The sequence below is a fragment of the Lachnospiraceae bacterium oral taxon 096 genome (genome assembly GCA_018141845.1).
Classification (GTDB): domain Bacteria; phylum Bacillota; class Clostridia; order Lachnospirales; family Lachnospiraceae; genus F0428.
Genome location: CP073340.1, coordinates 1442210 through 1465986 on the forward strand (window position 1 = coordinate 1442210; position 23777 = coordinate 1465986).

Annotated in this window: 23 protein-coding genes and 2 tRNA genes; 19 read left to right on the top strand and 6 right to left on the bottom strand. The window is 39.7% G+C overall.

Annotated elements, in window-relative coordinates:
- Positions 1 to 2 precede the first annotated feature (2 nt).
- The 4 genes from J5A74_07195 to J5A74_07210 are packed head-to-tail and all read left to right on the top strand — an operon-like array spanning position 3 to position 4709.
- The gene (locus tag J5A74_07195; protein QUI95175.1) at positions 3 to 2522 is read left to right on the top strand and encodes a YfhO family protein; all 2520 of its coding nucleotides are present in this window, start codon (positions 3 to 5) and stop codon (positions 2520 to 2522) included.
- A gap of 17 nt (positions 2523 to 2539) precedes the next feature.
- Positions 2540 to 3907, top strand: coding sequence for an argininosuccinate lyase (gene argH / locus J5A74_07200; protein QUI95176.1), 1368 nt, complete (start codon positions 2540 to 2542; stop codon positions 3905 to 3907).
- 3 nt (positions 3908 to 3910) lie between these two features.
- Positions 3911 to 4255, top strand: coding sequence for a NusG domain II-containing protein (locus J5A74_07205; GenBank protein QUI95177.1), 345 nt, complete (start codon positions 3911 to 3913; stop codon positions 4253 to 4255).
- 16 nt (positions 4256 to 4271) lie between these two features.
- Positions 4272 to 4709: an N-acetylmuramoyl-L-alanine amidase family protein gene (locus tag J5A74_07210; GenBank protein ID QUI95178.1), complete on the top strand. Its 438-nt coding sequence runs from the start codon at positions 4272 to 4274 to the stop codon at positions 4707 to 4709.
- A gap of 54 nt (positions 4710 to 4763) precedes the next feature.
- On the opposite strand, the gene fumC is transcribed toward J5A74_07210, so the two are convergent.
- Positions 4764 to 6128 (bottom strand): class II fumarate hydratase, encoded by a 1365-nt coding sequence (fumC, locus tag J5A74_07215; protein QUI95179.1) that lies wholly within the window; start codon positions 6126 to 6128, stop codon positions 4764 to 4766.
- Positions 6129 to 6230: 102 nt separating this feature from the next.
- On the opposite strand from fumC, the gene J5A74_07220 reads away from it, so the two are divergent.
- Positions 6231 to 8867 (top strand): TetM/TetW/TetO/TetS family tetracycline resistance ribosomal protection protein, encoded by a 2637-nt coding sequence (locus J5A74_07220; protein ID QUI95180.1) that lies wholly within the window; start codon positions 6231 to 6233, stop codon positions 8865 to 8867.
- A 45-nt stretch (positions 8868 to 8912) separates the two neighbouring features.
- Here the strand turns inward: J5A74_07220 and J5A74_07225 are convergent, their stop codons facing one another.
- Genes J5A74_07225 through J5A74_07240 form a run of 4 tightly spaced genes read right to left on the bottom strand, consistent with a single transcriptional unit; the run spans position 8913 to position 11721 of the window.
- Entirely contained in the window at positions 8913 to 9083 is a 171-nt protein-coding gene (locus J5A74_07225; GenBank protein QUI95181.1) for a FeoB-associated Cys-rich membrane protein, read from the bottom strand.
- Between the two features lie 12 nt (positions 9084 to 9095).
- On the bottom strand, positions 9096 to 11258 hold the full coding sequence (gene feoB / locus J5A74_07230; GenBank protein QUI95182.1) for a ferrous iron transport protein B: 2163 nt from the start codon (positions 11256 to 11258) through the stop codon (positions 9096 to 9098).
- Between the two features lie 16 nt (positions 11259 to 11274).
- Entirely contained in the window at positions 11275 to 11496 is a 222-nt protein-coding gene (locus J5A74_07235; protein QUI95183.1) for a ferrous iron transport protein A, read from the bottom strand.
- A gap of 12 nt (positions 11497 to 11508) precedes the next feature.
- Complete coding sequence (locus J5A74_07240; GenBank protein QUI95184.1) at positions 11509 to 11721, bottom strand: ferrous iron transport protein A; 213 nt, start codon at positions 11719 to 11721, stop codon at positions 11509 to 11511.
- Between the two features lie 169 nt (positions 11722 to 11890).
- Here J5A74_07240 and J5A74_07245 point away from each other — a divergent pair, with 169 nt between their 5' ends.
- The 9 genes from J5A74_07245 (at position 11891) to J5A74_07285 (ending at position 18919) form a co-directional block, all read left to right on the top strand.
- Positions 11891 to 12730: a helix-turn-helix transcriptional regulator gene (locus tag J5A74_07245; GenBank protein ID QUI95185.1), complete on the top strand. Its 840-nt coding sequence runs from the start codon at positions 11891 to 11893 to the stop codon at positions 12728 to 12730.
- Between the two features lie 100 nt (positions 12731 to 12830).
- Positions 12831 to 13091 carry a hypothetical protein gene (locus tag J5A74_07250; GenBank protein QUI95186.1) on the top strand — a complete coding sequence of 87 codons (261 nt, stop codon included), beginning with the start codon at positions 12831 to 12833 and terminating at the stop codon, positions 13089 to 13091.
- A gap of 1 nt (position 13092) precedes the next feature.
- On the top strand, positions 13093 to 15174 hold the full coding sequence (locus J5A74_07255; GenBank protein QUI95187.1) for a heavy metal translocating P-type ATPase: 2082 nt from the start codon (positions 13093 to 13095) through the stop codon (positions 15172 to 15174).
- Positions 15175 to 15384: 210 nt separating this feature from the next.
- Positions 15385 to 15882 (top strand): translation initiation factor IF-3, encoded by a 498-nt coding sequence (infC, locus tag J5A74_07260; protein QUI95188.1) that lies wholly within the window; start codon positions 15385 to 15387, stop codon positions 15880 to 15882.
- A gap of 29 nt (positions 15883 to 15911) precedes the next feature.
- Positions 15912 to 16109, top strand: coding sequence for a 50S ribosomal protein L35 (rpmI, locus tag J5A74_07265; protein ID QUI95189.1), 198 nt, complete (start codon positions 15912 to 15914; stop codon positions 16107 to 16109).
- Between the two features lie 31 nt (positions 16110 to 16140).
- Positions 16141 to 16497 (top strand): 50S ribosomal protein L20, encoded by a 357-nt coding sequence (gene rplT, locus J5A74_07270; GenBank protein ID QUI95190.1) that lies wholly within the window; start codon positions 16141 to 16143, stop codon positions 16495 to 16497.
- A 229-nt stretch (positions 16498 to 16726) separates the two neighbouring features.
- On the top strand, positions 16727 to 17344 hold the full coding sequence (locus J5A74_07275; GenBank protein QUI95191.1) for an IS607 family transposase: 618 nt from the start codon (positions 16727 to 16729) through the stop codon (positions 17342 to 17344).
- The gene (locus tag J5A74_07280) at positions 17341 to 18516 is read left to right on the top strand and encodes a transposase (GenBank protein QUI95192.1); all 1176 of its coding nucleotides are present in this window, start codon (positions 17341 to 17343) and stop codon (positions 18514 to 18516) included. The genes J5A74_07275 and J5A74_07280 overlap by 4 nt, the downstream gene beginning before the upstream one ends.
- A 211-nt stretch (positions 18517 to 18727) precedes the next feature.
- Positions 18728 to 18919: a hypothetical protein gene (locus tag J5A74_07285; GenBank protein QUI95193.1), complete on the top strand. Its 192-nt coding sequence runs from the start codon at positions 18728 to 18730 to the stop codon at positions 18917 to 18919.
- On the opposite strand, the gene J5A74_07290 is transcribed toward J5A74_07285, so the two are convergent.
- Positions 18901 to 18984, bottom strand: a tRNA-Leu gene (locus tag J5A74_07290). The genes J5A74_07285 and J5A74_07290 overlap by 19 nt on opposite strands.
- Positions 18985 to 19112: 128 nt before the next feature.
- On the opposite strand from J5A74_07290, the gene J5A74_07295 reads away from it, so the two are divergent.
- The 5 genes from J5A74_07295 to J5A74_07315 all read left to right on the top strand — a co-directional run bounded on the left by J5A74_07295 (position 19113) and on the right by J5A74_07315 (position 23775).
- A tRNA-Leu gene (locus J5A74_07295) sits at positions 19113 to 19196 on the top strand.
- A gap of 524 nt (positions 19197 to 19720) precedes the next feature.
- The gene (locus tag J5A74_07300) at positions 19721 to 20425 is read left to right on the top strand and encodes a lecithin retinol acyltransferase family protein (protein ID QUI95194.1); all 705 of its coding nucleotides are present in this window, start codon (positions 19721 to 19723) and stop codon (positions 20423 to 20425) included.
- Between the two features lie 92 nt (positions 20426 to 20517).
- Positions 20518 to 22293: a DNA primase gene (gene dnaG, locus J5A74_07305; GenBank protein ID QUI96852.1), complete on the top strand. Its 1776-nt coding sequence runs from the start codon at positions 20518 to 20520 to the stop codon at positions 22291 to 22293.
- Positions 22293 to 23015 (top strand): SAM-dependent methyltransferase, encoded by a 723-nt coding sequence (locus tag J5A74_07310; GenBank protein ID QUI95195.1) that lies wholly within the window; start codon positions 22293 to 22295, stop codon positions 23013 to 23015. The genes dnaG and J5A74_07310 overlap by 1 nt, the downstream gene beginning before the upstream one ends.
- On the top strand, positions 22981 to 23775 hold the full coding sequence (locus J5A74_07315) for a Nif3-like dinuclear metal center hexameric protein (GenBank protein ID QUI95196.1): 795 nt from the start codon (positions 22981 to 22983) through the stop codon (positions 23773 to 23775). The genes J5A74_07310 and J5A74_07315 overlap by 35 nt, the downstream gene beginning before the upstream one ends.
- The last annotated feature ends 2 nt before the right edge of the window (positions 23776 to 23777 follow it).

Genomic DNA, 23777 nt, shown 5'->3' on the forward strand with positions numbered 1-23777 from the left:
TTATGAAAAGCGAGTCTTGGTTTAAAAGAGCGGATGCTTTATTGGCGGCGTTTTTTATACCTGTTGCCATTATGATTTTAATTTTTGTGCAAAGACAAATCTTTCCATTTGGCGACAATAGTTTTTTGAGAACGGATATGTACCATCAATATGCTCCGTTTTTCTCAGAGTTTCAATATAAATTAAAGCATGGACAGAGTTTGCTTTATAGCTGGGACATTGGTATGGGGGTCAATTTCTCTGCACTCTATGCTTATTACCTTGCGAGCCCACTCAATTGGTTGATTGTGCTCTGTCCAAAGTCTTTAGTTATCGAGTTTATGACCTATATGATTGTGATTAAAATCGGTCTTTCAGGACTTGCGATGACCTATTACTTACAAAAGCATAGTAAGAAAGAGGGCATGGGAACAGCATTTTTTGGCATTGGCTATGCACTTTCTGGCTATATGGCTGCATATAGCTGGAATATTATGTGGTTGGATTGCATTATTCTTTTGCCATTGATTGCACTGGGATTGGAGCGGTTAGTCAATAAGAAAAAAGGATTGATGTATGCAATATGTCTTGGTCTTTCCATCACATCCAATTACTACATCTCCATTATGATTTGTATGTTTTTGATTTTTTACTTTGTGGCACTTTTGGTAATGCGTGGTGTGACGAGCAAGAAAGACTTTTTTATTGCGGTTTTGCAATTTGGCTTTTTTTCTCTGCTGGCAGGAGGAATTTCGGCAATGGTATTATTGCCAGAAATTTTTGCACTAAAGGCAACGGCATCGGGAACCTTTAATTTCCCACAAGTCTATGTCGCCTATTTTTCCATTATTGATATGGTGGCCAGACATATGCCAGGGGTGGAGACAGAAATTGGACTTGACCATTGGCCAAATATTTATTGTGGTGTGGGAATTTACTTATTTATTTTGCTTTACTTGATGAATAAAAAGATTTCGCTCAAGGAAAAGGCGGTATACTTTACGATGTCTCTCTTTTTCCTTGCAAGTTTTGCCATTGATGTGCTCAATTATATCTGGCATGGCTTTCATTATCCGAATTCTTTGCCGGCACGCCAAAGTTTTATCTATATTTTCCTTGTGCTCTTTATGGCGTTTCGGGCTTATGACAGGTTTCGGGCAAATACACTTAAAGAGCTTGGTATGGCGACAGTGGGAAGCTTAGGATTTATCTTATTGGCACAAAAAACGGTGGAGCAAAAGCATTTTGGCTTTGGAGTATACTATGCATCATTGATTCTAATTGCCATCTATGCTTTGCTCTTGTATTTGTGGAAGAAAAAGAGAATCAATGTCAATGCCTTAATTATTGCTACCTTGGTCATTCTAAGTGTAGAGATGACAGCCAATACAGGGCTGACGAGTGTGACAACGGTCAGCAGAAAAGATTATAAGGACGACAATGCCGATGTGGCCAAGGTGCTAAAGGACTTGCCAAATGATACCTTCTATCGCTTTGAAAAGGTGACAAGAAAGACAAAGGATGATGGAGCGTGGATGAATTTCCACTCAGTATCTCTATTTTCTTCGACGGCAAGGGCTGCATTGAGCGATTTTTCTAAGGAGATGGGAACGGAAGCTTCCACCAATGCCTATTCCATCACAGGAAGTACGCCACTGGTGGATATGCTCTATGCAGTGAAATATGGCATTTATACAGGGGAGAGCAACGACCCAAATGTCGAGTATGTGACACATAGCAATAATATCTATTTGTATGAAAATCCCTATACTCTGCCGATTGGTTACTTGGTTGGGCCAGGATTTGAGACCAGTTGGGACAGGACATTTCGCTCGCCTGCGGATGTGCAGAATAATTTGACACAGATTATTGGCACGAGTCCAGTACTTTTGGAGGAAGAAGGAGAAAAGGATGGTTCAACCTATACTTTTACAACCTCCGAAAAGGGCAGATATTATGTGTATATCAATGATTCTAGCATCAAAACAGTCAAGGTAAAGAGTTCAAAGGACAACATTGACCAGACATTTGAAAATGTAGATCGAGGGTATTTTATTGACCTTGGCTATGTCGATAAGGGCATCACCTATTCTGTCAGAAATGATGACAATAAGGAGATGGATGCCAGTGCCTATCGCTTTGATTATAAGGCATTAAAAGAAGCCTATGATATGCTCAATATTAGTCCATTTACAGTGACACATTATGATTCAAGAACTGTGGAGGGAACAGTGGACGCAGGTCCAGAAGAGGTATTGATGACCTCAATTCCTTATGATGAGGGCTGGACGGTCTATGTCGACGGTGTAAAGACAAAACCGAGGAAGGGGCTAGATACTTTCCTTGCATTGGATTTGACAGAAGGTAAGCATGAGATTAAAATGAAATTTACACCACATGGACTTTACCCTGGTATGGTCATTAGTGGTGGAAGTATTTTGGTTTTGGTTTTGATTGCGGTTTTCTTTAATCGAAGAAAGAAAGTACTCGATACAAAAGAAGAGAACCATCAAGAAGTATTACAAGAAAATGCACAGAAATAGTACTATAGGAGATCGTTATGAAACTTTGGGGTGGAAGATTTACAAAAGAGACAGATCAATTGGTGTTTCAGTTTAATGAATCACTTTCCTTTGATCATCGCTTTTATCATCAAGATATCCGAGGCAGTATTGCCCATGTGATGATGCTTGCAAAGCAGGGAATATTGACAGAGAGTGATAGGGATTGCATTGTTGAGGGATTGAAGTCAATTGAAAAAGATATTGATGAGGGAAAACTCACATTTGCACAAGATGCAGAGGACATTCATTCCTTTGTAGAATCAAATTTGATTCAAAGAATTGGAGATGCAGGAAAGCGATTGCACACAGGTCGCAGCAGAAATGATCAAGTGGCTCTCGATATGAAATTATATACAAGGGATGTCTTGGATGAGACACAGGAGTTATTGACTGTACTTCTTGGTGAGATTTTAACTTTGATGAAGGAAAATGTTCACACCGTCATGCCTGGATTTACCCATTTGCAAAAAGCTCAGCCAACGACATTGGCCCATCATCTTGGTGCTTACTTTGAGATGTTTTTGCGAGATAGAGATCGATTGAGAGATTGCAGAAAGCGAATGAATTTATGCCCTCTCGGTGCAGGTGCATTTGCAGGAACGACCTATCCACTGGACAGAGAGTTGACAGCAAAACTTTTAGATTTTGATGGACCGACAAGAAACAGTATGGATTCGGTGAGTGACCGTGACTATTTGCTTGAGCTTTTGAGCGATTTTTCTATTGTGGCCATGCACCTTTCAAGGTTGAGTGAGGAGATTATTATCTGGAACACAGATGAATATCGCTTTGTCGACATGGATGATACCTATTCTACAGGTTCATCCATTATGCCGCAGAAAAAAAATCCAGATATTGCAGAATTGATTCGAGGAAAGACAGGGCGTGTCTACGGTGCACTGACAAGCCTCTTGACCACAATGAAGGGAATTCCACTAGCTTATAATAAGGATATGCAAGAGGACAAAGAATTGAGCTTTGATGCAATGGACACAGTTCAAGGCTGTATTCGCCTGATGAGTGGAATGCTTTCGACAATGAAATTTAATCATCAAAGAATGGAAGCATCAGCAAAGGGTGGATTTACCAATGCCACTGATGCAGCAGATTATCTTGTGGGAAAGGGCGTTCCTTTTCGAGATGCTCATGGCATCGTGGGGCAGTTGGTTCTCTATGGTATTGAAAACCATAAGGCACTCGATGATTTTACCCTAGCAGAATTTAAGGCCATTAGTCCAGTATTTGAGGAAGATATTTACGAGGCCATTGGCATGAAGCATTGTGTAGAAAAGCGAGTCACAGTGGGAGCACCAGGAGAAGAGGCGATGCGTCAGGAGATTGCACAGAGTGAGGCTTTATTGTAATTTATGAAGAAGCTTCGGAGAAATGAAATTTTGTTTGGGCTTGTGCTCATTGCCATTTGTCTAGTGTGGCTTGGTGTGCGCGGGCTTGGAAAAAAGAAGGCAGATGTTGCAATTTTGACCTATGGCGACCACATTGTAGAGCGGTTGCCACTGGATAAGGATGATGACTTTTATGCCGAGAGCAACGGTTATAAAATTCATATTCAAATTAAAAATCACCGAGCAGGATTTGTTGACAGCACCTGTCCAGATCATATCTGTGAGCACTATGGAATGCTTGGAGATGATGGAGATATTGCGGTCTGTCTGCCAGCAAAGGCGACATTGAGTATTCAAAAGAAATCATAAGAAGAAGGAGAAAATTATGAAAAAAAAGTGGTTGATTTTGGCTGTGACCATGGCTATGACTGTGGCACAGGCCAACACAGCAATGGCAAGCATTTGGATTAAGGATAAGACAGGTTGGTGGTACCAGCACAACAATGGCTCTTATACAAAGGGAAATTGGGAAAAAATTCGTGACCGCTGGTACTATTTTAATAGCAAGGGATATTTGACCACAGGTTGGCAGGAGATCAAAGGAGTTTGGTATTATTTAAAACCAGGCGGTCCGATGGCGACAGGTTGGCAAAATATTGATAATAAGTGGTATTATTTCCACTCTAGTGGTCGCATGGCTGCCAATGGTTGGGTCAGTGGAAAATACTACATGGGCAGTGATGGTGCAATGTTGACCAATACAAAGACACCAGATGGTTACCAAGTTGGTGCAGACGGCAAGTGGGTTGACGCAAAAAAATAGGATAAAAAATGGGAGTGGTGAAAAATTTTGATTTTTCACCACTCCCATTTTCTTTTAAATCATTTTTTCAGGTAAAAAGACTTCATCGAATTTTTCTTCACTTAAAAATCCAAGTTGAACACAGGCTTCTTTTAGGGAAATATTTTCTTTATAGGCAAGTTTTGCCGTTTTCGCAGCATTTTCATATCCAATATAGGGATTTAAGCAGGTGACTAACATCAATGAGCGATGAAGATTGTTCTGCATCTTGTCTTTATTGGCCCGGATGCCCCTGCAACAATTTTTCTCAAAGGAGAGAATGACATCGCTCAATAGTCGCACAGATTGAAGGAAGTTATAGATGATGACGGGCATAAAGACATTGAGCTCGAAATTTCCTTGGCTAGCACCAATGCCAATGGTCGTATCATTGCCCATGACCTGAATGGCAACCATCGTTACTGCTTCACATTGTGTTGGATTGACTTTTCCAGGCATAATGGAGCTTCCAGGCTCATTTTCTGGAATAAAAATTTCACCAAGACCACATCGAGGTCCACTGGCCAAAAAGCGAATATCATTGGCAATTTTTAGTAAGTCACAGGCCAGTGCCTTGAGGGCACCGTGAGAAAAGACCAGCTCATCTTTTGAAGTGAGGGCGTGAAATTTATTTCTTGCGGTGATAAATTCCTTGCCTGTAAGCACAGAGACAGCTCTGGCTACAGCTTGGTCAAATCCTGCTGGTGCATTTAGACCTGTGCCAACAGCAGTTGCACCGAGGGCGAGTTCTCGCAGTGGTTGGAGGCTCATACGGATGAGTTCTTTATCTCGCTCAAGAGAGCTTCTCCAGCCACTGATTTCTTGAGAAAAAGCAATCGGTGTGGCATCTTGAAGGTGAGTTCGCCCAGATTTGACAATACCTTGATTTTCCTCTTCTAATCGAAGGAATGTGTTGATTAATTTGTCAATAGCAGGAAGAAGTTGATCTTCGATTTCTGTGACTGCTGCGATGTGCATGGCCGTTGGAAAGGTGTCATTAGAGCTTTGGGACATATTGGCGTGGTCATTGGGTTGGATGAGCGTCTCCTCAGCCAATTGATTGGCACGATGAGCAATAACTTCGTTGACATTCATATTGCTCTGTGTACCTGATCCTGTTTGCCACACCGCAAGAGGAAATTCATGCGCAAGTTCTCCAGAAATGATTTCATCACAGGCAGTGCAAATATAGGAAAAACGTTGGTCATTTAATTTTTGTAAGTCGTGATTGGCAATGGCAGCAGCTTTTTTTAAAATACCAAAGGCCTTGATGATTTCAGATGGCATTTTTTCGATTCCAATGGCAAAATTTTCAAAGCTTCTTTGTGTCTGTGCTCCCCAGAGATGATGAGAAGGAACTTTGACTTCGCCCATTGTGTCGTGTTCAATTCGATATTGCATATAAAATCCTCCTAGAGTAATCGTTAGGAATATTATATCGCAGGGGGAGATTTTTGCAATCATTCAGCGAAAATGTTATAATAGTACTAGACTTTGGATAGGATGGGAAGAAAAATGAGACAAAATATAGGGATATTGGCGGCTGTTGACTCTGGAAAGACGACGCTGGCTGAAGCAATTTTATATCAAAGTGGTACAGTCAAAAAGATGGGAAGGGTGGACAATCAGGATGCCTTTTTGGATCACTTTGCCTTAGAAAGGGCGAGGGGAATTACCATCTTTTCAAAGCAAGCAATCTTTCATTGGAAGGATTGGGAAATCAATTTATTGGATACTCCAGGACATATCGATTTTTCGGCAGAGATGGAGAGAACTTTGACTGTCTTAGACTATGCCATTTTAGTGATTAGTGGTGCAAGTGGCGTGCAGGGGCACACAAAGACGCTGTGGAAATTATTGAGAAGATATCATATTCCCACATTTATTTTTGTAAATAAATTGGATCAAAATGGGGTGGAAAAGGAGAATGTCTATGCTGAATTGAGGAGAAAATTATCAGGAAATATTGTAGATTTTCAGGCAGAAAAAGAAGAGTGGCTGGATGAATTGTCGATGTGCTCGGAAGAGATGATGGAGGCCACTTTAGAGGAGAGAGAGATCACAAAGGAGATGATTTCTTTTGCCATTGCAAGAGAGGAACTCTTTCCCTGCTACTTTGGATCTGCTCTAAAATTGATGGGAGTGGAGATATTGCTCGATGCTATTACAGAGTATGCGATCGAAAAAGAATATCCCGAAGAATTTGGTGCGATTGTATATAAGATTACCAGAGATTTTCAAGGAACTCGTCTGACACATATTAAGGTCACGGGGGGCGAGGTGAAAAATAAAATGGTGATTGGCGAGGAAAAGGTCAATCAAATTCGAATCTATAATGGTATAAGATTTGAAAGTGTGTCCGATGTTGGTGCGGGTACAGTCTGTGCACTGGTGGGTTTAAATCACACCTATGTTGGGCAGAGCTTGGGAGAGGACCACACCGCTATACCAAAGGTTTTAGAGCCAGTGCTCAGCTATGAAATGATTTTGCCAGAAGATATTGTCCCCAATATGGTGATGCCAAAGCTTAAGGAGATGGCAGAGGAGTTTCCAGAATTACAATTGCAATGGGATGAGAAGGCACAGAGTATTCGTGTCAAATTGATGGGAGCAGTGCAAATTGAAATTTTACAAAACCTTTTCAAAGAGCGAATGGATATGGATGTGACTTTTTCAGAGGGAAGGATTGCCTATAAGGAGACTATTCAGCTGAGTGCAGAGGGAATTGGACATTTTGAGCCATTACGTCACTATGCGGAAGTTCATCTTTTGCTCGAGCCACTGCCTAGGGGAAGTGGGTTAATCTTTTCATCCAAGGTTTCTTCGGATATGTTGGCTGTAAATTGGCAAAATCTCATTTTGACACATTTAAAGGAAAGGGAACATAAAGGAGTATTAATTGGAGCTCCCGTCACGGATATGCGTATGACAATTGTGGCAGGAAGGGCACATAATAAGCACACAGAAGGTGGAGATTTTCGTCAAGCGACTTATCGAGCTGTGCGTCAGGGCTTGATGCAGACAGAAAGTATTTTGCTGGAGCCCTATTATGAATTTCGCCTAGAGATTCCAGTAGTCAATCTTGGAAGAGCACTCAATGATTTAAATGCCATGTTTGCCAAATTTGATCCGCCAGAGACAGAAGGGGAGATGGCCAGTGTTGTGGGGGTGGCTCCCGTTGCTTGTATACAAAATTATCAGGCTGACCTTTTGACTTATACTAAGGGACAGGGACATATTTTTCTTTCTTTTGATCGCTATGATGAGTGTCACAATAGTGAGGAAGTGATAGCCAATGCGATGTATGATCCAGAACTAGACATTTCAAGTCCCTGCGGATCAGTTTTTTGTGCCCATGGCAGTGGTTTTTATGTGCCTTGGTATGAGGTTCCACTCTATCGACAAGTGGACAGTGGCTTGGGATTTTTTGATACAAAACCAGAAGACACTCAAGAAGTTCAAGTGGTTCGATCCACCTATGACGCCAATCAGGCCAACACTGAGGAATTGATGGAAATTTTTGAGCGAACCTATGGAAAGGTCAAACCAAGGATTGGTGATTGGGATCAATCGACCAAGCATCATAAGAGCACAGAAAAGGAATATGTCTATAAGGGAACAAAGAAGGTCAAGGAATATATGTTGGTTGATGGCTACAATGTTATCTTTGCTTGGGATAGCTTGAGAGAACTGGCCGAACAGAACATTGATGCAGCTAGGGACCGCCTAATGGATATTTTGGTCAATTATTCATCTTATCAAAAGTACACTTTAATTTTGGTCTTTGATGCCTATAAGCTAAAGGGACATACAACAGAGATTATGGAATATCACAATATCTATGTTGTCTACACCAAGGAGGCAGAGACTGCAGACCACTATATTGAAAAGACGGCCCATGAGATTGGACATAAGTACCGAGTGACGGTAGTCACCTCGGATGGAATGGAGCAGGTGATTATTCGCAGTGCAGGATGTATATTGATGTCTTCAAAGGAATTATTTGAAGATGTGCAGAGAGTGGAGAGAGAAATCCGAAAGGAACATATTGAAAGCCAGATGAGCAAGAAAAATTTGCTCTTTGATCAGCTTTCAGATGAAATGAAGCAAAAATTAGAGGATATTCGATTGGGAAAATAGAAAAAAATAGCCCCAAGCTTATGCTTGAGGGCTATTTTCATATCATTATTTTGAATGATCTGTATGGCAAGCGGAATGGCAACTGCCACAACTTCCGCTACAGCCACCACAATTTCCACCACAAGAATGTTTACCGTGTTTCTTGTCTTGGTAGATTACAAAACCTGCACCACCTGCACAGGCAAGAACAATGAGTCCAACAATTGCAGTAGCCATAATTTTTTCCTCCTATTCAACCACAGAACGATGATTCTTTGCTGTGGATTTTGCTGTTGGCTTTGCAGGGCGAACAAGCTGGAAGATAATCAGTGCAATCAAGATGATAGCAACTGCTGTTCCAATGCTGAATCCTGCAGCACCAGTAAAGACGATACCTAATTGATAAATAATTAATGAAATAACATAGGCAAAGATACATTCATAACCAATGGCAATCAAAGTCCACTTTCCAGAGCTCATCTCTCTCTTAATGGCACCGATGGCTGCAAAGCAAGGTGCACATAAAAGATTAAATACTAAGAATGAATAGGCAGCTAATGGAGTGATTGCTGCTTGCAATGCAGCCCAAATTGGCTGGCTGTTATCAACAAGGTCTTCTGCACTGGAGTGGAAGAGAACACCAAAGGTATTGACTACATTCTCCTTTGCAATAAGACCAGTAATGGCTGCAGAGGCAAACTTCCAGTCTCCAAAGCCAAGAGGCTTAAAGATATGGGCAATAACACCACCAACAGCAGCCAAAATACTAGAATCCATGTCATCTGTCATTCCGAATGAACCACCAGCAAAGCTGAAGTTTGACAATAACCAAATTAAGATAGATGCCAAAAGAATAATGGTTCCCGCCTTTTTGATAAAACTTGTAGAACGCTCAAGCATGGAGCGAAAAATACTACCAGCGGTTGGCATATGATAAGGTGGAAGCTCGATAACAAATGGAGTTGTATCCCCAGCAAATAGAGCTGTCTTTTTTAACATAATACCAGAAATGATGATGGCAGCCATACCAACAAAGTAGGCACTTGGTCCAACCCAAGCAGCACCATTAAAGAGTGAACCAGCAATCAATGCGATAACTGGAACCTTTGCAGAACAAGGAATGAAAGTAGTTGTCATAACTGTCATTCGACGATCATGCTCGCTCTCAATTGTTCTTGATGCCATAACTCCAGGAACACCACAACCTGTACCAACAAGGATAGGAATAAAACTCTTTCCTGAAAGACCAAACTTTCTAAAAATTCTATCCATAACAAAGGCAATTCTGGCCATATATCCACAGCCCTCAAGGAAGGCGAGGAAAAAGAAAAGAAGTAACATCTGTGGAAGGAATCCAATAACAGATCCAACACCAGCGATAATACCATCTGAAACTAGGCCAATGAGCCATTTTGCACAACCAATATTTGTCAAGAAGTCACTCACACCTGGCTGAACAATTTCACCGAAAAGAGTATCATTGATCCAGTCACTGATGGTTTTACCAATATTTGATATGGAAATATAGTAAACAACGAACATAATGATGGCAAAGATTGGCAATGCCAAAATACGATTCGTGACAATGCGGTCAATTTTATCAGAGAGTGTCACCTTATTCTTATTGCGCTTTTTGTAGCAACGATCAATAATCTTTGCGATATAGGAATAGCGTTCGGTTGTGATAATACTCTCTGCATCATCATCTTGCTCTTTCTCTACTGCAGCAATAATGCCTTCAAAGGTCTTCATCTGGCTATCAGGGAGAGAAAGTTGATTGAGTATCTTCTCATCTCTCTCAAAGATCTTGATAGCATACCAGCGTCTTGTTGCTTCAGAAACCTGTGTCAAGGAATCACCAATTTTCTTTAGTGCATCTTCGATTTTTGGATCGAAGTCATGGAGAGACTTTAAAGTAGCTCCAGATTGTGCAGCTGCAACGGCCTTGGCCACAAGATTGTCAATTCCCGTACTCTTTAGAGCAGAAATTTCAACCACTGGGCAACCCAATGTCTTTGATAGATTGTCAAAGTCGAGAATATCGCCACTTTTTGCAATGACATCGGCCATATTCACTGCGATAACGACTGGAATGCCAAGTTCAAGAATCTGAGTAGTTAGATACAAGTTTCTTTCTAGGTTTGTACCATCAATAATATTGATAATAGCATTTGGTTTTTCATTTAAGAGATAATTTCTTGCAACTACTTCCTCAAGTGTGTATGGAGAAAGAGAATAGATACCTGGTAAATCGGCAATGGTAATGTCCTTATGACCTTTTAATTTACCTTCTTTCTTCTCCACCGTTACGCCGGGCCAGTTGCCGACATATTGATTTGATCCCGTGAGGGAGTTAAATAGTGTAGTCTTACCAGTATTTGGGTTACCGGCAAGAGCAATCGTGTACTTCATAAAATAAAAGTCCTTTCTATTCTACGTCAATAAGTTCTGCATCTGCTTTTCTCAAAGAAAGCTCATATCCTCTAACTGTTACTTCAATAGGATCACCTAGTGGTGCTACCTTGCGAATATAGACAGTTGCTCCCTTAGTCAGTCCCATATCCATAATTCTTCTCTTTACAGCACCCTCACCGCGGAGTTTGACCACAGTGACGGTTTCGCCAATTTTGGCTTCTCTTAGATTTTTCATTCCTTCCCCTTCCTAGCGGATCATAATTTTGGCAGCCATTTCTCGGCTAATTCCAATACGTGAGCCCTTGACATTGACAATCAAGTTTCCGTCAAGTTCACTGACAACGCTGATTTGTCCGTCAACAACGAAACCCAAATTGTTTAAATGCAATCGCATTTCTTCTGTGCCTGAAACTCGAGTAATGGTATACACCTCGCCAAGCTTTGCCATTAACAATGGCATATTGTCACCTTCTTTCTCTACCTAGTTAGTCCATACTAATTTACATAGATAAGTTAGCACAAACTAATTTTCTTGTCAATACTAAAAAGTATTGGACAAGGAGAGGAAGTTTGTTGTATAGTTAAGAAGTACAGTTAGATTATACTAACCGAAGGAGAGAAGAGAGGTTATGGAAAATATTGTGCTTGCAGAGGGGATGAACTTACTCTACGCTCGCTTGCACGGGAAACATTTCTCTTATAGGGAAAAGGAAACGAGGAACTTAGCCATATTCTACTGCCTACAGGGGCGAATGGAATGGCTGGATGGAGATTGCATCTGTAGCATCGAAATGGGCGATTTATGGATAAAAGAATTGGAAGTTGGAGAAGAAATTGATTTGCGGCTTCCATTGGGCAGTGGAAAAACGCTAGCATATTTATTGAATATTGAAAATATGGAAACATTTTTTAAACACTTGCCAAAGGAACTTTCTTTATCTGGAGATTGTATCAAGGACATTCGGGGGCAGTTTTTGAAAAAAAAGAGCTGGGCACATATCAAGACAAATGAGACAATCCGTGCGATTTGGCAGCCATTGAAAGATCAGAATCATTGGAAGAGCCTTGGAATGCTAAAATGTCTGGAACTTTTGGTCTATCTTCGTCATACACACCAAGTGGAAGAAACAAAAAAGAAATATTTTTATAGGGGACAGATAGAAAAGGTAAAGGGCATTCACGATCAATTGGTTGGCCATCTGGGACAGAGATTTACTATAGAAAAGTTAGCTAGGGAAAATGATATCTCAATGACAACATTAAAGGATTGCTTTAAATATCTTTTTGGGGCACCAATTGATACCTATATGCGCAGATATCGAATTCATATGGCCTGTGAGCGATTAAAAAATACAAAAGATGCGATTGCAGATATTGCGGAGGAAGTAGGATATGAGAGTCCCAGTCGCTTTTCGGCGGCCTTTAAGCGGATTGTTGGGATGAAGCCAAGTGAATACAGAAAACAATAAACCAAATAGCACAGTTTTTGTCTGATTCGCATATCGGTTAGGTTTTCCTTTATGTTAGGATAATGCCTGTAGAAAAAAATAATTTTTGGAGGTAATCACAATGATCGATGTAAAGAAGGTAGCAATATTTGTTGGTGGTACAATTTTTGGTTCAGCAGGATTTAAGCTCTTGTCAAGCAAGGATGCAAAGAAGGCTTATACCCATACCGTTGCAGCAGCACTTCGTGTGAAGGAGAGTGCAATGGATACAGTGACATGTATTCAGGAGAATGCAAGTGATATTCTTGCTGAGGCAAAGGACATCAATGAGGCAAGAGCGAGCAAGGAAGTAGAAGTAGAGGACACATCCGAGGAAGCATAAAATGAAATGTAAAATCTTACACGAGAGTAAGGGAAGAATCCGCTTGCATATGGCGCAAAAGCAAATGACGCTAAGGCAGGCGGATATGCTTTTATATTACTTAGAGGCAAATGAAAATGTTTTACAGGCCACAGTCTATGAGAGAACGGCAGATGCGATTCTCCATTACAAAGAAGGAAGTCGCGATAAAGTTTTACAAGCACTGTCAAAGTTTAGTTATGCCGATGAAAAGGTAGCGGCCCTTGTTCCAGAAAAGACAGGAAGGGCGCTGACGAGGGAATATAAAGAAAAGCTGGTCATGATGGTGGCTACAAAGTTTGCAAGGGATTTATTTCTCCCAATGCCAATCAGGACGGTTTTGTTGGTTGCTCATGCCATTAAATATGTCTGGAAGGGAATAAAATGCTTGTTAAGAGGAAAGTTAGAAGTCGAGGTTCTCGATGCACTTTCCATTGGTATTTCTATTGTGCGAGCAGATTATTCTACCGCAGGTTCTGTGATGTTTTTACTTGGTATTGGAGAGTTACTTGAGGAATGGACACACAAAAAGTCCGTCGATGACTTGGCAAGAAGTATGGCTTTAAATGTCGACAAGGTTTGGCTAAAGACAGAAAATGGTGATGTTTTAGTTCCAATTGGACAGATTAAGGCAAAGGATCTCATTACAGTTCATACAGGAAATGTCATTGCCATTGATGGAAAGGTTGTCAGCGGAGAAGCCATGGTCAATCAGGCTTCACTCACTGGAGAATCTGTCCCAGTGGCAAAGCGAGAGGGCTCTTATGCCTATGCAGGAACTGTGGTTGAAGAGGGCGAAATTGTCATCGAGGCCGAGCAAGAAGTTGGCCATGGTCGCTATGACAAAGTAGTTCAGATGATTGAGGATTCAGAAAAGTTAAAGTCAAATACAGAGAGTAAGTTTGCAAGATTGGCGGATAAGCTTGTGCCATATTCATTGGCAGGAACAGCTTTGACCTATCTGTTGACAAGAAATGTGACTCGTGCACTTTCTGTATTGATGGTTGATTTTTCTTGTGCACTCAAGCTTTCTATGCCACTTGCGGTACTTTCGGCGATGAGAGAGGCTGGAAAGTACAATGCCACAGTAAAGGGTGGAAAGTTTTTGGAGGCCATTGCTCAGGCAGATACCATTGTCTTTGACAAGACAGGTACATTGACTTTTGCATGTCCAACCGTGGCAAAGGTTATTCCTTGTGAAAAGAGAGATGCCAATGAGATGCTAAAAATTGCAGCATGTCTGGAAGAGCATTTCCCACATTCTATGGCCAATGCAGTTGTCAAAAAGGCAGCAGATATGGGAATTTCTCACAAAGAAATGCATTCTGAGGTCGAGTATGTCGTGGCACATGGAATTGCAAGCAAAATTAATAAGCAAAGAGTAGTGATTGGAAGTGCTCATTTTGTATTTGATGATGAGCATGTCAAAGTTTCTAAGGCAGATGAAAAGATCTTGGATGCACTGGAGCCAAGATATTCGCATCTATATTTGGCAATTGCAGGAAAACTTGCTGCGATTATTGCCATTGCGGATCCACTTCGCCCAGAGGCAAAGGATGTGCTTGCTCAGTTGAAGGAGCTTGGCATTAAAAAGACAGTAATGATGACAGGAGATAATGCTCAGACAGCACAGGCGATTGCAGGGGAAGTTGGCGTAGATGAGTTCCATGCAGAAGTTTTGCCAGAGGACAAGGCCGCACTTGTGGAGCAGAGAAAGGCCGCAGGACATACGGTAATTATGATTGGCGATGGCATCAACGATTCGCCAGCACTTTCGGCAGCAGATTGTGGTATTGCTATTGGTGCTGGAGCAGCCATTGCAAGAGAGATTTCTGATGTCACCATTGCAGCAGAAAGCCTTGAGGAGCTTGTCATGCTAAAGCGGTTGGCCAATTTAATGATGAAGAGAGTTCATAATAATCATCACTTTGTCATTGGATTTAATGGAGCATTGATTCTACTTGGAACCATGGGCATATTACAGCCAACAGTGTCAGCGCTACTGCATAATGCTTCAACGCTGGGTGTATCTTTGGTAAGTATGACCAATTTAATAGAAAACTAAAATAAGATATTGACAAGGAAGGTGAACTTTGCTAGACTATTAAAAGTTACTTTAAACAAGAAAGCAGGTTCGCCTCACCTTGGCACAATCGTGACCCGGGTTCATAATTTTGCATACCTTGGGTGTGTTTTTTTATGGCGGATGGTTTTCTATCGGCTATTTTTTTAGCGTTAAACATTATTTGGGGGGTATACGACTATTAGCAATCAATTGATTAACGAACAGATTAGAGCAAAGGAAGTCCGTCTAGTTAGTAGTGATGGAGAACAGCTCGGTGTGGTATCCATTGCTGAGGCGATGGCAAAGGCCGAAGAAGCAGAACTTGACCTTGTACTCATTGCACCAACGGCTAAGCCACCGGTTTGCAAGATTATTGACTATAGCAAGTACAAGTATGAACTTGCAAGAAGAGAGAAGGAAGCAAAGAAGAAGCAGAAGGTAATCGAAGTGAAAGAAGTTCGTCTTTCGCCGAATATTGACACTAACGATCTGAACACAAAGATTGGGTCTGCCAGAAAGTTCCTTGAGAAGGGGAATAAGGTAAAAGTCACACTTCGATTCAGAGGTCGTGAGATGGCACGTATGTTTAAGTCGAAGTACATTCTGGATGATTTTGCTGAGGCGCTTTCAGAGGTAGCCGTAATTGATAAGCCTTCTAAGGCAGAGGGCAGAAGTTTGGTAATGTTTTTATCAGCAAAGAAAGTTTAATTGAGATATATTTAAGGAGGACAATCGTAATGCCTAAGTTAAAGACTAGCAGAGCAGCAGCAAAGCGTTTTAAGAGAACAGGAACAGGTAAGCTTGTAAGAAATAAGGCGTATAAGTCACACATCTTAACTAAGAAGTCAACAAAGAGAAAGAGAAATCTTAGAAAAGATATCGTAACCGATGCAACAAATGCAAAGGTTATGAAGAAGATTTTACCATATTTATAAGTTGAATAGTTAAGAGGGAGGATATACCAAAATGGCAAGAATTAAGGGCGGATTAAACGCTAAGAAGAAGCACAATAGAGTTCTGAAGATGGCAAAGGGCTATAGAGGAGCTAGATCTAAGCAGTATAGAATTGCTAAGCAGTCAGTAATGAGAGCATTGAAGAGCTCTTATGCAGGTAGAAAAGAGAGAAAGAGACAGTTCAGACAGCTCTGGATTGCTCGTATTAATGCGGCATGTAGATTGAATGACATTTCTTACTCAAAGTTTATGTATGGCTTGAAGCTTGCAGGTATCGAGATGAACAGAAAGATGCTTTCTGAGCTTGCAATTAATGACGCAGCTGCATTTACAAAGATTGTTGAAGCAGCAAAGGCTAAATTGGCTTAATTTAGGGCGTGCCCATCAAAGCGATGGGAGCTTGAAAAGATGACATGATAGAGAGAGGCTATAAATTTGGATTTCCAAATCTATAGCCTTATTTTTTTGTTAAAAAAATGGAGGCTAACAACTGTTAAGAGTAATTTATAAAAAAATTATAAATATGTGTTGATTTTTATAAGTTTTAATGATAGAATAAAATATAAATATTGAAAAGGAGGCTTTAAGAACTTTAATTATGAGTAAATACTATTCTATCAGAGAATTTTCAAGAATTTTAGGAGTATCAGCCCAAACACTTAGAAATTGGGATGCAAACGGTAAACTTCATCCACATCATGTGTCTAGTAATGGATACAGATATTATTCTCATGAACAATTAAATCAGGTTATGAATATAAAATCTGATTTGAATAGAATTGTCATTGGATATTGCAGAGTTTCAAGCAATAAACAAAAAGATGATTTAGAAAGACAAATAGAGAATATGAAGCTGTATCTAAATACTCAAGGGAAACCTTATGAAATAATTTCGGATATAGGTTCTGGAATTAATTATAAGAAAAAGGGTTTAAGAGAATTAATTAAACGTATATCTCAAAATAAAGTGGAAAAAGTTGTAGTTCTTTACAAAGACAGACTACTAAGATTTGGATTTGAATTAGTTGAATATGTTGCAAGTTTATATAATTGTGACATAGAAATAATTGATAATACAGAAAAATCAGAACAGCAAGAGCTTGTAGAAGATTTAGTTCAAATTATCACAGTTTTTAGTTGTAAATTACAAGGCAAACGTGCTAATAAAGCTAGAAAATTAGTAAATGAATTAATTGAGGTTGACAGTGAAAAATGATAAAATCAATAAAAATCAGACTATACCCAAATAATAAACAGATTACTAAACTATTTCAATATGCTGGATGTGCGAGATTTGCTTACAATTGGGCTATTGCAAAGGAACAAGAGAACTATAAGCAAAAAAATAAATTCTTATCGGATAATGAATTACGAAAAGAATTTACACAGCTAAAGAAACTGCCAGAGTATAGATGGTTAAATGAAGTAAGTAATAATGTAACAAAGCAAGCAATCAAAGATGCTTGTAATGCCTATAAAAAATTTTTCAAAGGGCAATGCAAATATCCTAAATTTAAAAGTAAAAAGCATTCAACTCCTTCTTTTTATCAAGATACTGGTAAAATTCAGTTTACAGATACTCATGTAAAAGTCGAAGGATTTTCAATGAGTAAAAGACGAAATAAACAAAAATTGAATTGGATTAGACTTTGTGAAAAAGAAAGAATACCAATTAACTGTAAATACTTAAATCCACGCTTTACATATGATGGATTGTATTGGTATGTATCCATTGGAATTGAAGTAGATGACAATAATAATCTTCCATCAAATGATGGTGTCGGAATTGATTTAGGTATTAAAAACTTAGCAGTTTGTTCTGATGGAAATACTTATAAGAACATAAATAAAACACAAAAAGTAAGAAAAATAGAAAAGAAAAAACGCAGGTTACAGCGTTCAATATCAAGAAGATATGAGAAAAATAAGAAAGGAGGCAGTTATTGTAAAACAAGTAACATAATAAAAAGAGAAAAAGAACTTTTAAAAGTAATAAAACGATTAACAAATATTCGTCAAAACTACTTACATCAGACAACATCTGAAATCATAAAGCGAAAACCAAGTTTTATCTGTATGGAAGATTTGAATGTAAGTGGAATGATGAAAAATAAGCATTTATCCAAAGCAGTACAACAACAATGCTTTTATGAATTTAGAAAGCAGATTGAGTATAAGTCTAACTGGAATAATATTTCAGTCATTATAGCAGACAGATTCTTTCCAAGTTCTAAACTATGTAGTTGTTGTGGAAATATTAAAAAAGATTTGAAACTGTCTGACAGAATTTATAAATGTGAATGTGGAAACATCATAGATAGAGATTTTCAAGCAAGTTTGAATCTAAAGCAGTATGGAGAGAATGTTTTAAAACAATCTGTAGTGTAACACTTTAAAGTTATTACAGATATGTACCGAACGTTAATAGGGAATTGACGCCTACGGAGAGTACAAGAACTTGTAATTAGTATTTGAATTTATTCAGTATGAAAGCATACTCGATGAAGTAGGAATGAAACATAAAAGTTTATTAGCTTTTTATAAGTTTTCAGTAACGGAAGAGGAATAATTAGAGCTTTTCGGGCGTAGAGTGGCTTGAGTGGAAGATATTTTAGCTGCAGTTGATCCTGAGGACAATGATCTTTTAAATGATGCCATTATTGAAAATCAGCAGACCGTTGAGATGACCGACATCTACCGTGAAATCATTGATGGAACAGGACAATATGTTCTAAAAAAAATAGGCCGTGGTATACCACAGCCTAAGATTCGTGCAGAAAAAGGGACTTGAACCCTCAAGGTATTGCTACCACACGGACCTGAACCGTGCGCGTCTGCCAATTCCGCCATTTCTGCTTGCCGTAATAGTATAGGTGAAGTTAAAAGAAAAGTCAAGAGAATATATTTTTTTAAAAAATAAAAAAAGTGCTTGCATTATTTGAAAATAGATGATATACTCTTGAATGTCCTTAAGAGAGGGATATGCGGGGATGCTGGAATTGGCAGACAGGCTAGACTAAGGATCTAGTGATTGTATGATCGTGAGGGTTCAAGTCCCTTTTCCCGCACGGCAGAGAGCAGGAACGAGAGTTTCTGCTCTCTTTCTATTGATATCATAGTAAAAATTAATATTGCATATTTTCTTTAAGAATGTTATATTTAGAAGGTATTATTTTTGATTGCAATCGGTAATACACGAAACTGCATTGAGAACCCAAGGTGGTGGATGACCGCCGTGTTGGCTAATGCACAGAGGGAGTGGATGCAGGAGAGGGTAATGCAGTAGACACATTTGGAAGTAAGATTTAGAGATGCCCCGCAACAGAATTGATCACTTTGTTAGTATTGTAGCATCAATAACTTTTATCACTGAATGTTGGTTATGCCTAGTATGAGTAGTATTGAGCTGTGAACTGCAGATGTTAATGAGAAAATCCATAGGCGGCTTTTGTTTCGCAAGTGGAGCAGGAGTAATACCCTTGTTATCATTAAACTACGCGCCATATCATTTTTGATATGGCGTTTTTTCATTTTCTGGGATATAATTAGGTAATGCTAATTAGGGATACCTAATTATATCTGGGAGGTGAATATGTTACTTGCACTTGTGATTGCGGCAACAGTATTGAAAAAGAAGGTCGGAGATCGGCCAAATAGAGAGAGAAAAGTGAATGAAAGGGATACCGCATGGGAGAATGTGCAGGAGAATCAGATGTGGTGTTTGCAGAGATATCGAAAAAGTGACAGGGCAAGAATTCTCAATGCACAAAATATTCAAATGGCGTGGGGCACATGGTCTGCGATGGAAGATAAGTTTTTTCGACTGAGCAGTGGACAATTTTTTAGAGCAGGTGATGTTATTGGAATTGACCGAGGACTGTATCGACATTTTGGAGTCTATGTGGGCGATGGAAAAGTGATTCACTACGCAGCAGATGATGGAGATTTTGGAAGAAATCCAAGCGTGAGAGAGACGACAATAAAAGATTTTAGTAAAAATATAGATGATATCTTTGTGTTGCATTTTCCAGGAGAGGGAAGGGCACCAGAGAAAATAAGAAAAAAGATGTCAAGACATTACAAAACAGAAAAAAGAGGCTTGTGTGACTTTTTATTTCGAGAAAAATATGAGTTGTTTTCAGCAGAAGAAACTGTAAAAAGAGCCTATCAAAGACTTGGGGAATGTGCCTATAATTTGACGAGAAATAATTGTGAACATTTTGCACTGTGGTGTAAGACAGGAGTTTCCGCTTCTAGGCAGGTGGATCGGTTTGTAAGTGAATTGGTTGGTATATAATATAAAAAAGTAGTATAAAAAAGCTGTCGAGTGTGACAGCTTTTTGTGATATAATACAAAAATATATGTGAAAAAAGAAAGGAAGGATGGACTTGTACTATTCAGAAGAAACAATTGAAGAGGTCAGATCAGCAAGTGATATAGTGGATGTTGTCTCTTCCTATGTGAAGATTCAAAAAAGAGGAGCCCAATATATGGGACTTTGCCCATTTCATAATGAGAAGACCCCTTCCTTTTCGGTATCGCCATCAAAGCAGATGTATTACTGCTTTGGCTGTGGGGCTGGTGGAAATGTCATCACTTTTATTATGCAATATGAGAATCTAACTTTTATAGAGGCACTAAAGTTTCTAGCTGAGCGTTCAAATATTGCATTGCCACAGAAAGAAGAAACACAAGGGGAAAGAAAGACTCGCAGTGAAAAAAATATTTTGTTAGAAATCAATAAATTGGCGGCAATGTATTTCTATCATCAACTCAGACAACCACAGGGGGATCAGGCCAGAGATTATTTGTTGGCAAGAGGATTATCTGCAGAGGACATTGTTCACTTTGGTCTGGGATTTTCAAATAAAACTTCGGATGACTTGTATCGCTATTTAAAGAGCAAAGGATATGACGATGCTATTTTAAAGCAAACAGGACTTGTGACGGTGGAAGAGCGGGGAAGCAGAGATAAGTTTTGGAATCGAGTGATGTTTCCTATTCTGGATGTCAATAGTCGAGTGATTGGCTTTGGTGGGCGAGTGATGGGCGATGGAATGCCCAAGTACTTGAATTCGCCGGAGACAAAATTATTTGACAAGAGTAAAAACTTGTATGGTCTTAATTTTGCACGCTATTCGAGGAAGGAGGATATGATTCTTTGCGAGGGATATATGGATGTGATTGCCCTTCAGCGGGCAGGATTTGTCAATGCAGTGGCTTCTCTTGGAACAGCACTGACCATTTCTCATGTTCAACTACTTCGTCGGTATGTAAAGCGGGTGATTTTGGCCTATGATTCAGATGGAGCAGGAATCAATGCGGCCAGGCGAGCAATTGGGCTTTTGCGGGAAGCAGGAATGAGTGCCCGAGTATTGAATATGCAGCCATACAAAGATCCAGATGAATTTATTAAAAATTTGGGCAAAGATGCCTATCAAGAGCGGATTGATCGGGCAAAAAATGCATTTTTGTGGGAAATTGATGTGCTTGAAAAAGAATTTGATCTTCATGATCCTGAGCAGCAGACGGATTTTCAGCGAAAAGTGGCCGAAAGATTGTGTAGCTTTCAGGACGGATTGGAGAGAGAAAACTATATGCAAGCTGTCTGCAAGGAGCATTTTATTGCCTATGAGGATATGCGTCGCATGGTCAATGGAATGGGGGCACAAGTACAGCTACAAAATGCTATTCAAAGTCAGAGAGAGAAAGAAAAAGAAAAGCATTCGATCCAGCGCAGGGAAAAGGAAGATGGAATAAAAAAGAGTCAGAGGCTTTTACTCACTTGGATGATTGAGGATGCAAAGGTATTTGAAAAAATTAAAAACTATATCTCGCCCTCTGATTTCATTGAGAAAATTTATCAAGATGTGGCAACAAGGATCTATCAAGATTATGAAAAGGGTGTGGTAAATCCCGCAGCGATTCTTGATGAATATATGGAAGATGAGGAGTTACAAAAACAGATTACCAGGCTATTTCATGCAGAGCTTTTAGGGGAGGTGACAGAGAAAGAGAAGAAGAAGGCAATGGAAGAGAGTATTTTGAAATTGAAGTTGGCCAGTCTTGACTTGCGTGCAAAGTCAGCACTCAGTCCGACACAATTTCAAGAAATTATTTTAGAGCAGGCACAATGGAGAAAGAAGGGAGTACATATTGAATAGTGAAGAAGGTGAGGCTGTCAAGTAGATTAGAAAGAATTGCGAGTATGGTAAAAGACAATGCCATACTTGCTGATATTGGAACAGATCATGGATTTATTCCAGTGAAATTAGTTGATGAAGGACGGATTCAAAAGGCCATTGCCTGTGATTTGTGTTCGGGTCCACTTGAGCGTGCCAGAGCTCATATTCGGGAATATGGATTGGAAAATCAAATTGAGACAAGACTGTCTGATGGTTTGTGTGAGATTGTCGCAGGTGAAGTGGACACTGTGCTCATTGCGGGAATGGGAGGAGAACTCATTGTTCGCATACTAGAAGAAAGAAAAGACTTAAAAGAGGGCATAAAGGAGTATATTTTATCACCACATTCGGAGTGGTCACTTGTTCGCAAATACTTGTGGGCAAATGGATATTCCATTGTGGAAGAGGAAATGCTTTGTGAGGATCACAAATATTATATCATTTTGCGTGTGTTGCCAGAGCGAGATATGCGAGAAAAAACAGAAATCTATGCACTCTTTGGTGAGGATTTAATTCAAAAGAATCATCCTGTATTGAGGGAGTATCTTTTGAAGGAAAAAAAGAAATTTGTACAAATTTTGTCTGGACTAGAGGATGGCGGTGAAAAGCTAAATCAGAGAAGGCAAGAAATTACACATTATATCTCGTGCGTTGAGGAGGCAGAACATGAAATGCAAGGAAATACTAGAAAATTTAAATAAGATTATGCCAATGGAGCTTGCCATGTCTTGGGACAATCCAGGACTACTTGTGGGAAGAAGAGATTGCTCTGTAAAGCGGATATTGTTGGCACTCGATGTCACAACAGAGGCAATTGAGCAGGCGGTTGCTCTGGGGGTAGATTTATTGATCACACATCATCCATTGATTTTTTCACCACTAAAAAAGATTAATGATGAAGATATTTTTGGAAGCAGAATTCTTTCATTGGTTGAAAATCGTATCAATTATATTGCAATGCACACAAATTATGATGTGGCCATAGGATGTATGGGGGACTTGGCTGCAGAAAAAATAGAAATTCAGGGAAGACCACTGGAAGTCACAGGGCAGATCGATGGCGTGGAAATCGGTGTGGGAAAAGTGGGGAAATTAAAGAATGTTTGTACCTTGGAGGCCTTAATTGCTCATGTAAAGGCAAAGTTTTCACTGCCATTTGTCAGTGTCTATGGAGCAGAACTATTGGAAAATAAGCGAGTTGAGACAGTGGCTATTTCTCCAGGATCGGGAAAGGGGATGTATTCTTATGCAGTAGCAGCAGGAGCACAGGTTCTGATTACAGGAGATATCACTCACCACGAGGCACTGGATGCCAGAGAAGCAGGGATTTGTATTATTGATGCTGGTCACTATGGACTGGAGCATATTTTTATGGAAGATATGGAAAAGAAAATCAAGAAATTTATGCCAAGAGTTGCCGTGTACAGAGTGCCATTTGCCATTCCTGTACAAGTGAGGTAAAA

What these genes read in the sequence shown, in the direction of transcription:
- J5A74_07195 (QUI95175.1), top strand. Translation starts at nt 3, where the DNA reads ATGAAAAGCGAGTCTTGGTTTAAAAGAGCGGATGCTTTATTGGCGGCG.
- argH (QUI95176.1), top strand. Translation starts at nt 2,540, where the DNA reads ATGAAACTTTGGGGTGGAAGATTTACAAAAGAGACAGATCAATTGGTG.
- J5A74_07205 (QUI95177.1), top strand. Translation starts at nt 3,911, where the DNA reads ATGAAGAAGCTTCGGAGAAATGAAATTTTGTTTGGGCTTGTGCTCATT.
- J5A74_07210 (QUI95178.1), top strand. Translation starts at nt 4,272, where the DNA reads ATGAAAAAAAAGTGGTTGATTTTGGCTGTGACCATGGCTATGACTGTG.
- fumC (QUI95179.1), bottom strand. Translation starts at nt 6,128, where the DNA reads ATGCAATATCGAATTGAACACGACACAATGGGCGAAGTCAAAGTTCCT.
- J5A74_07220 (QUI95180.1), top strand. Translation starts at nt 6,231, where the DNA reads ATGGGAAGAAAAATGAGACAAAATATAGGGATATTGGCGGCTGTTGAC.
- J5A74_07225 (QUI95181.1), bottom strand. Translation starts at nt 9,083, where the DNA reads ATGGCTACTGCAATTGTTGGACTCATTGTTCTTGCCTGTGCAGGTGGT.
- feoB (QUI95182.1), bottom strand. Translation starts at nt 11,258, where the DNA reads ATGAAGTACACGATTGCTCTTGCCGGTAACCCAAATACTGGTAAGACT.
- J5A74_07235 (QUI95183.1), bottom strand. Translation starts at nt 11,496, where the DNA reads ATGAAAAATCTAAGAGAAGCCAAAATTGGCGAAACCGTCACTGTGGTC.
- J5A74_07240 (QUI95184.1), bottom strand. Translation starts at nt 11,721, where the DNA reads ATGCCATTGTTAATGGCAAAGCTTGGCGAGGTGTATACCATTACTCGA.
- J5A74_07245 (QUI95185.1), top strand. Translation starts at nt 11,891, where the DNA reads ATGGAAAATATTGTGCTTGCAGAGGGGATGAACTTACTCTACGCTCGC.
- J5A74_07250 (QUI95186.1), top strand. Translation starts at nt 12,831, where the DNA reads ATGATCGATGTAAAGAAGGTAGCAATATTTGTTGGTGGTACAATTTTT.
- J5A74_07255 (QUI95187.1), top strand. Translation starts at nt 13,093, where the DNA reads ATGAAATGTAAAATCTTACACGAGAGTAAGGGAAGAATCCGCTTGCAT.
- rpmI (QUI95189.1), top strand. Translation starts at nt 15,912, where the DNA reads ATGCCTAAGTTAAAGACTAGCAGAGCAGCAGCAAAGCGTTTTAAGAGA.
- rplT (QUI95190.1), top strand. Translation starts at nt 16,141, where the DNA reads ATGGCAAGAATTAAGGGCGGATTAAACGCTAAGAAGAAGCACAATAGA.
- J5A74_07275 (QUI95191.1), top strand. Translation starts at nt 16,727, where the DNA reads ATGAGTAAATACTATTCTATCAGAGAATTTTCAAGAATTTTAGGAGTA.
- J5A74_07280 (QUI95192.1), top strand. Translation starts at nt 17,341, where the DNA reads ATGATAAAATCAATAAAAATCAGACTATACCCAAATAATAAACAGATT.
- J5A74_07300 (QUI95194.1), top strand. Translation starts at nt 19,721, where the DNA reads ATGTTACTTGCACTTGTGATTGCGGCAACAGTATTGAAAAAGAAGGTC.
- J5A74_07315 (QUI95196.1), top strand. Translation starts at nt 22,981, where the DNA reads ATGAAATGCAAGGAAATACTAGAAAATTTAAATAAGATTATGCCAATG.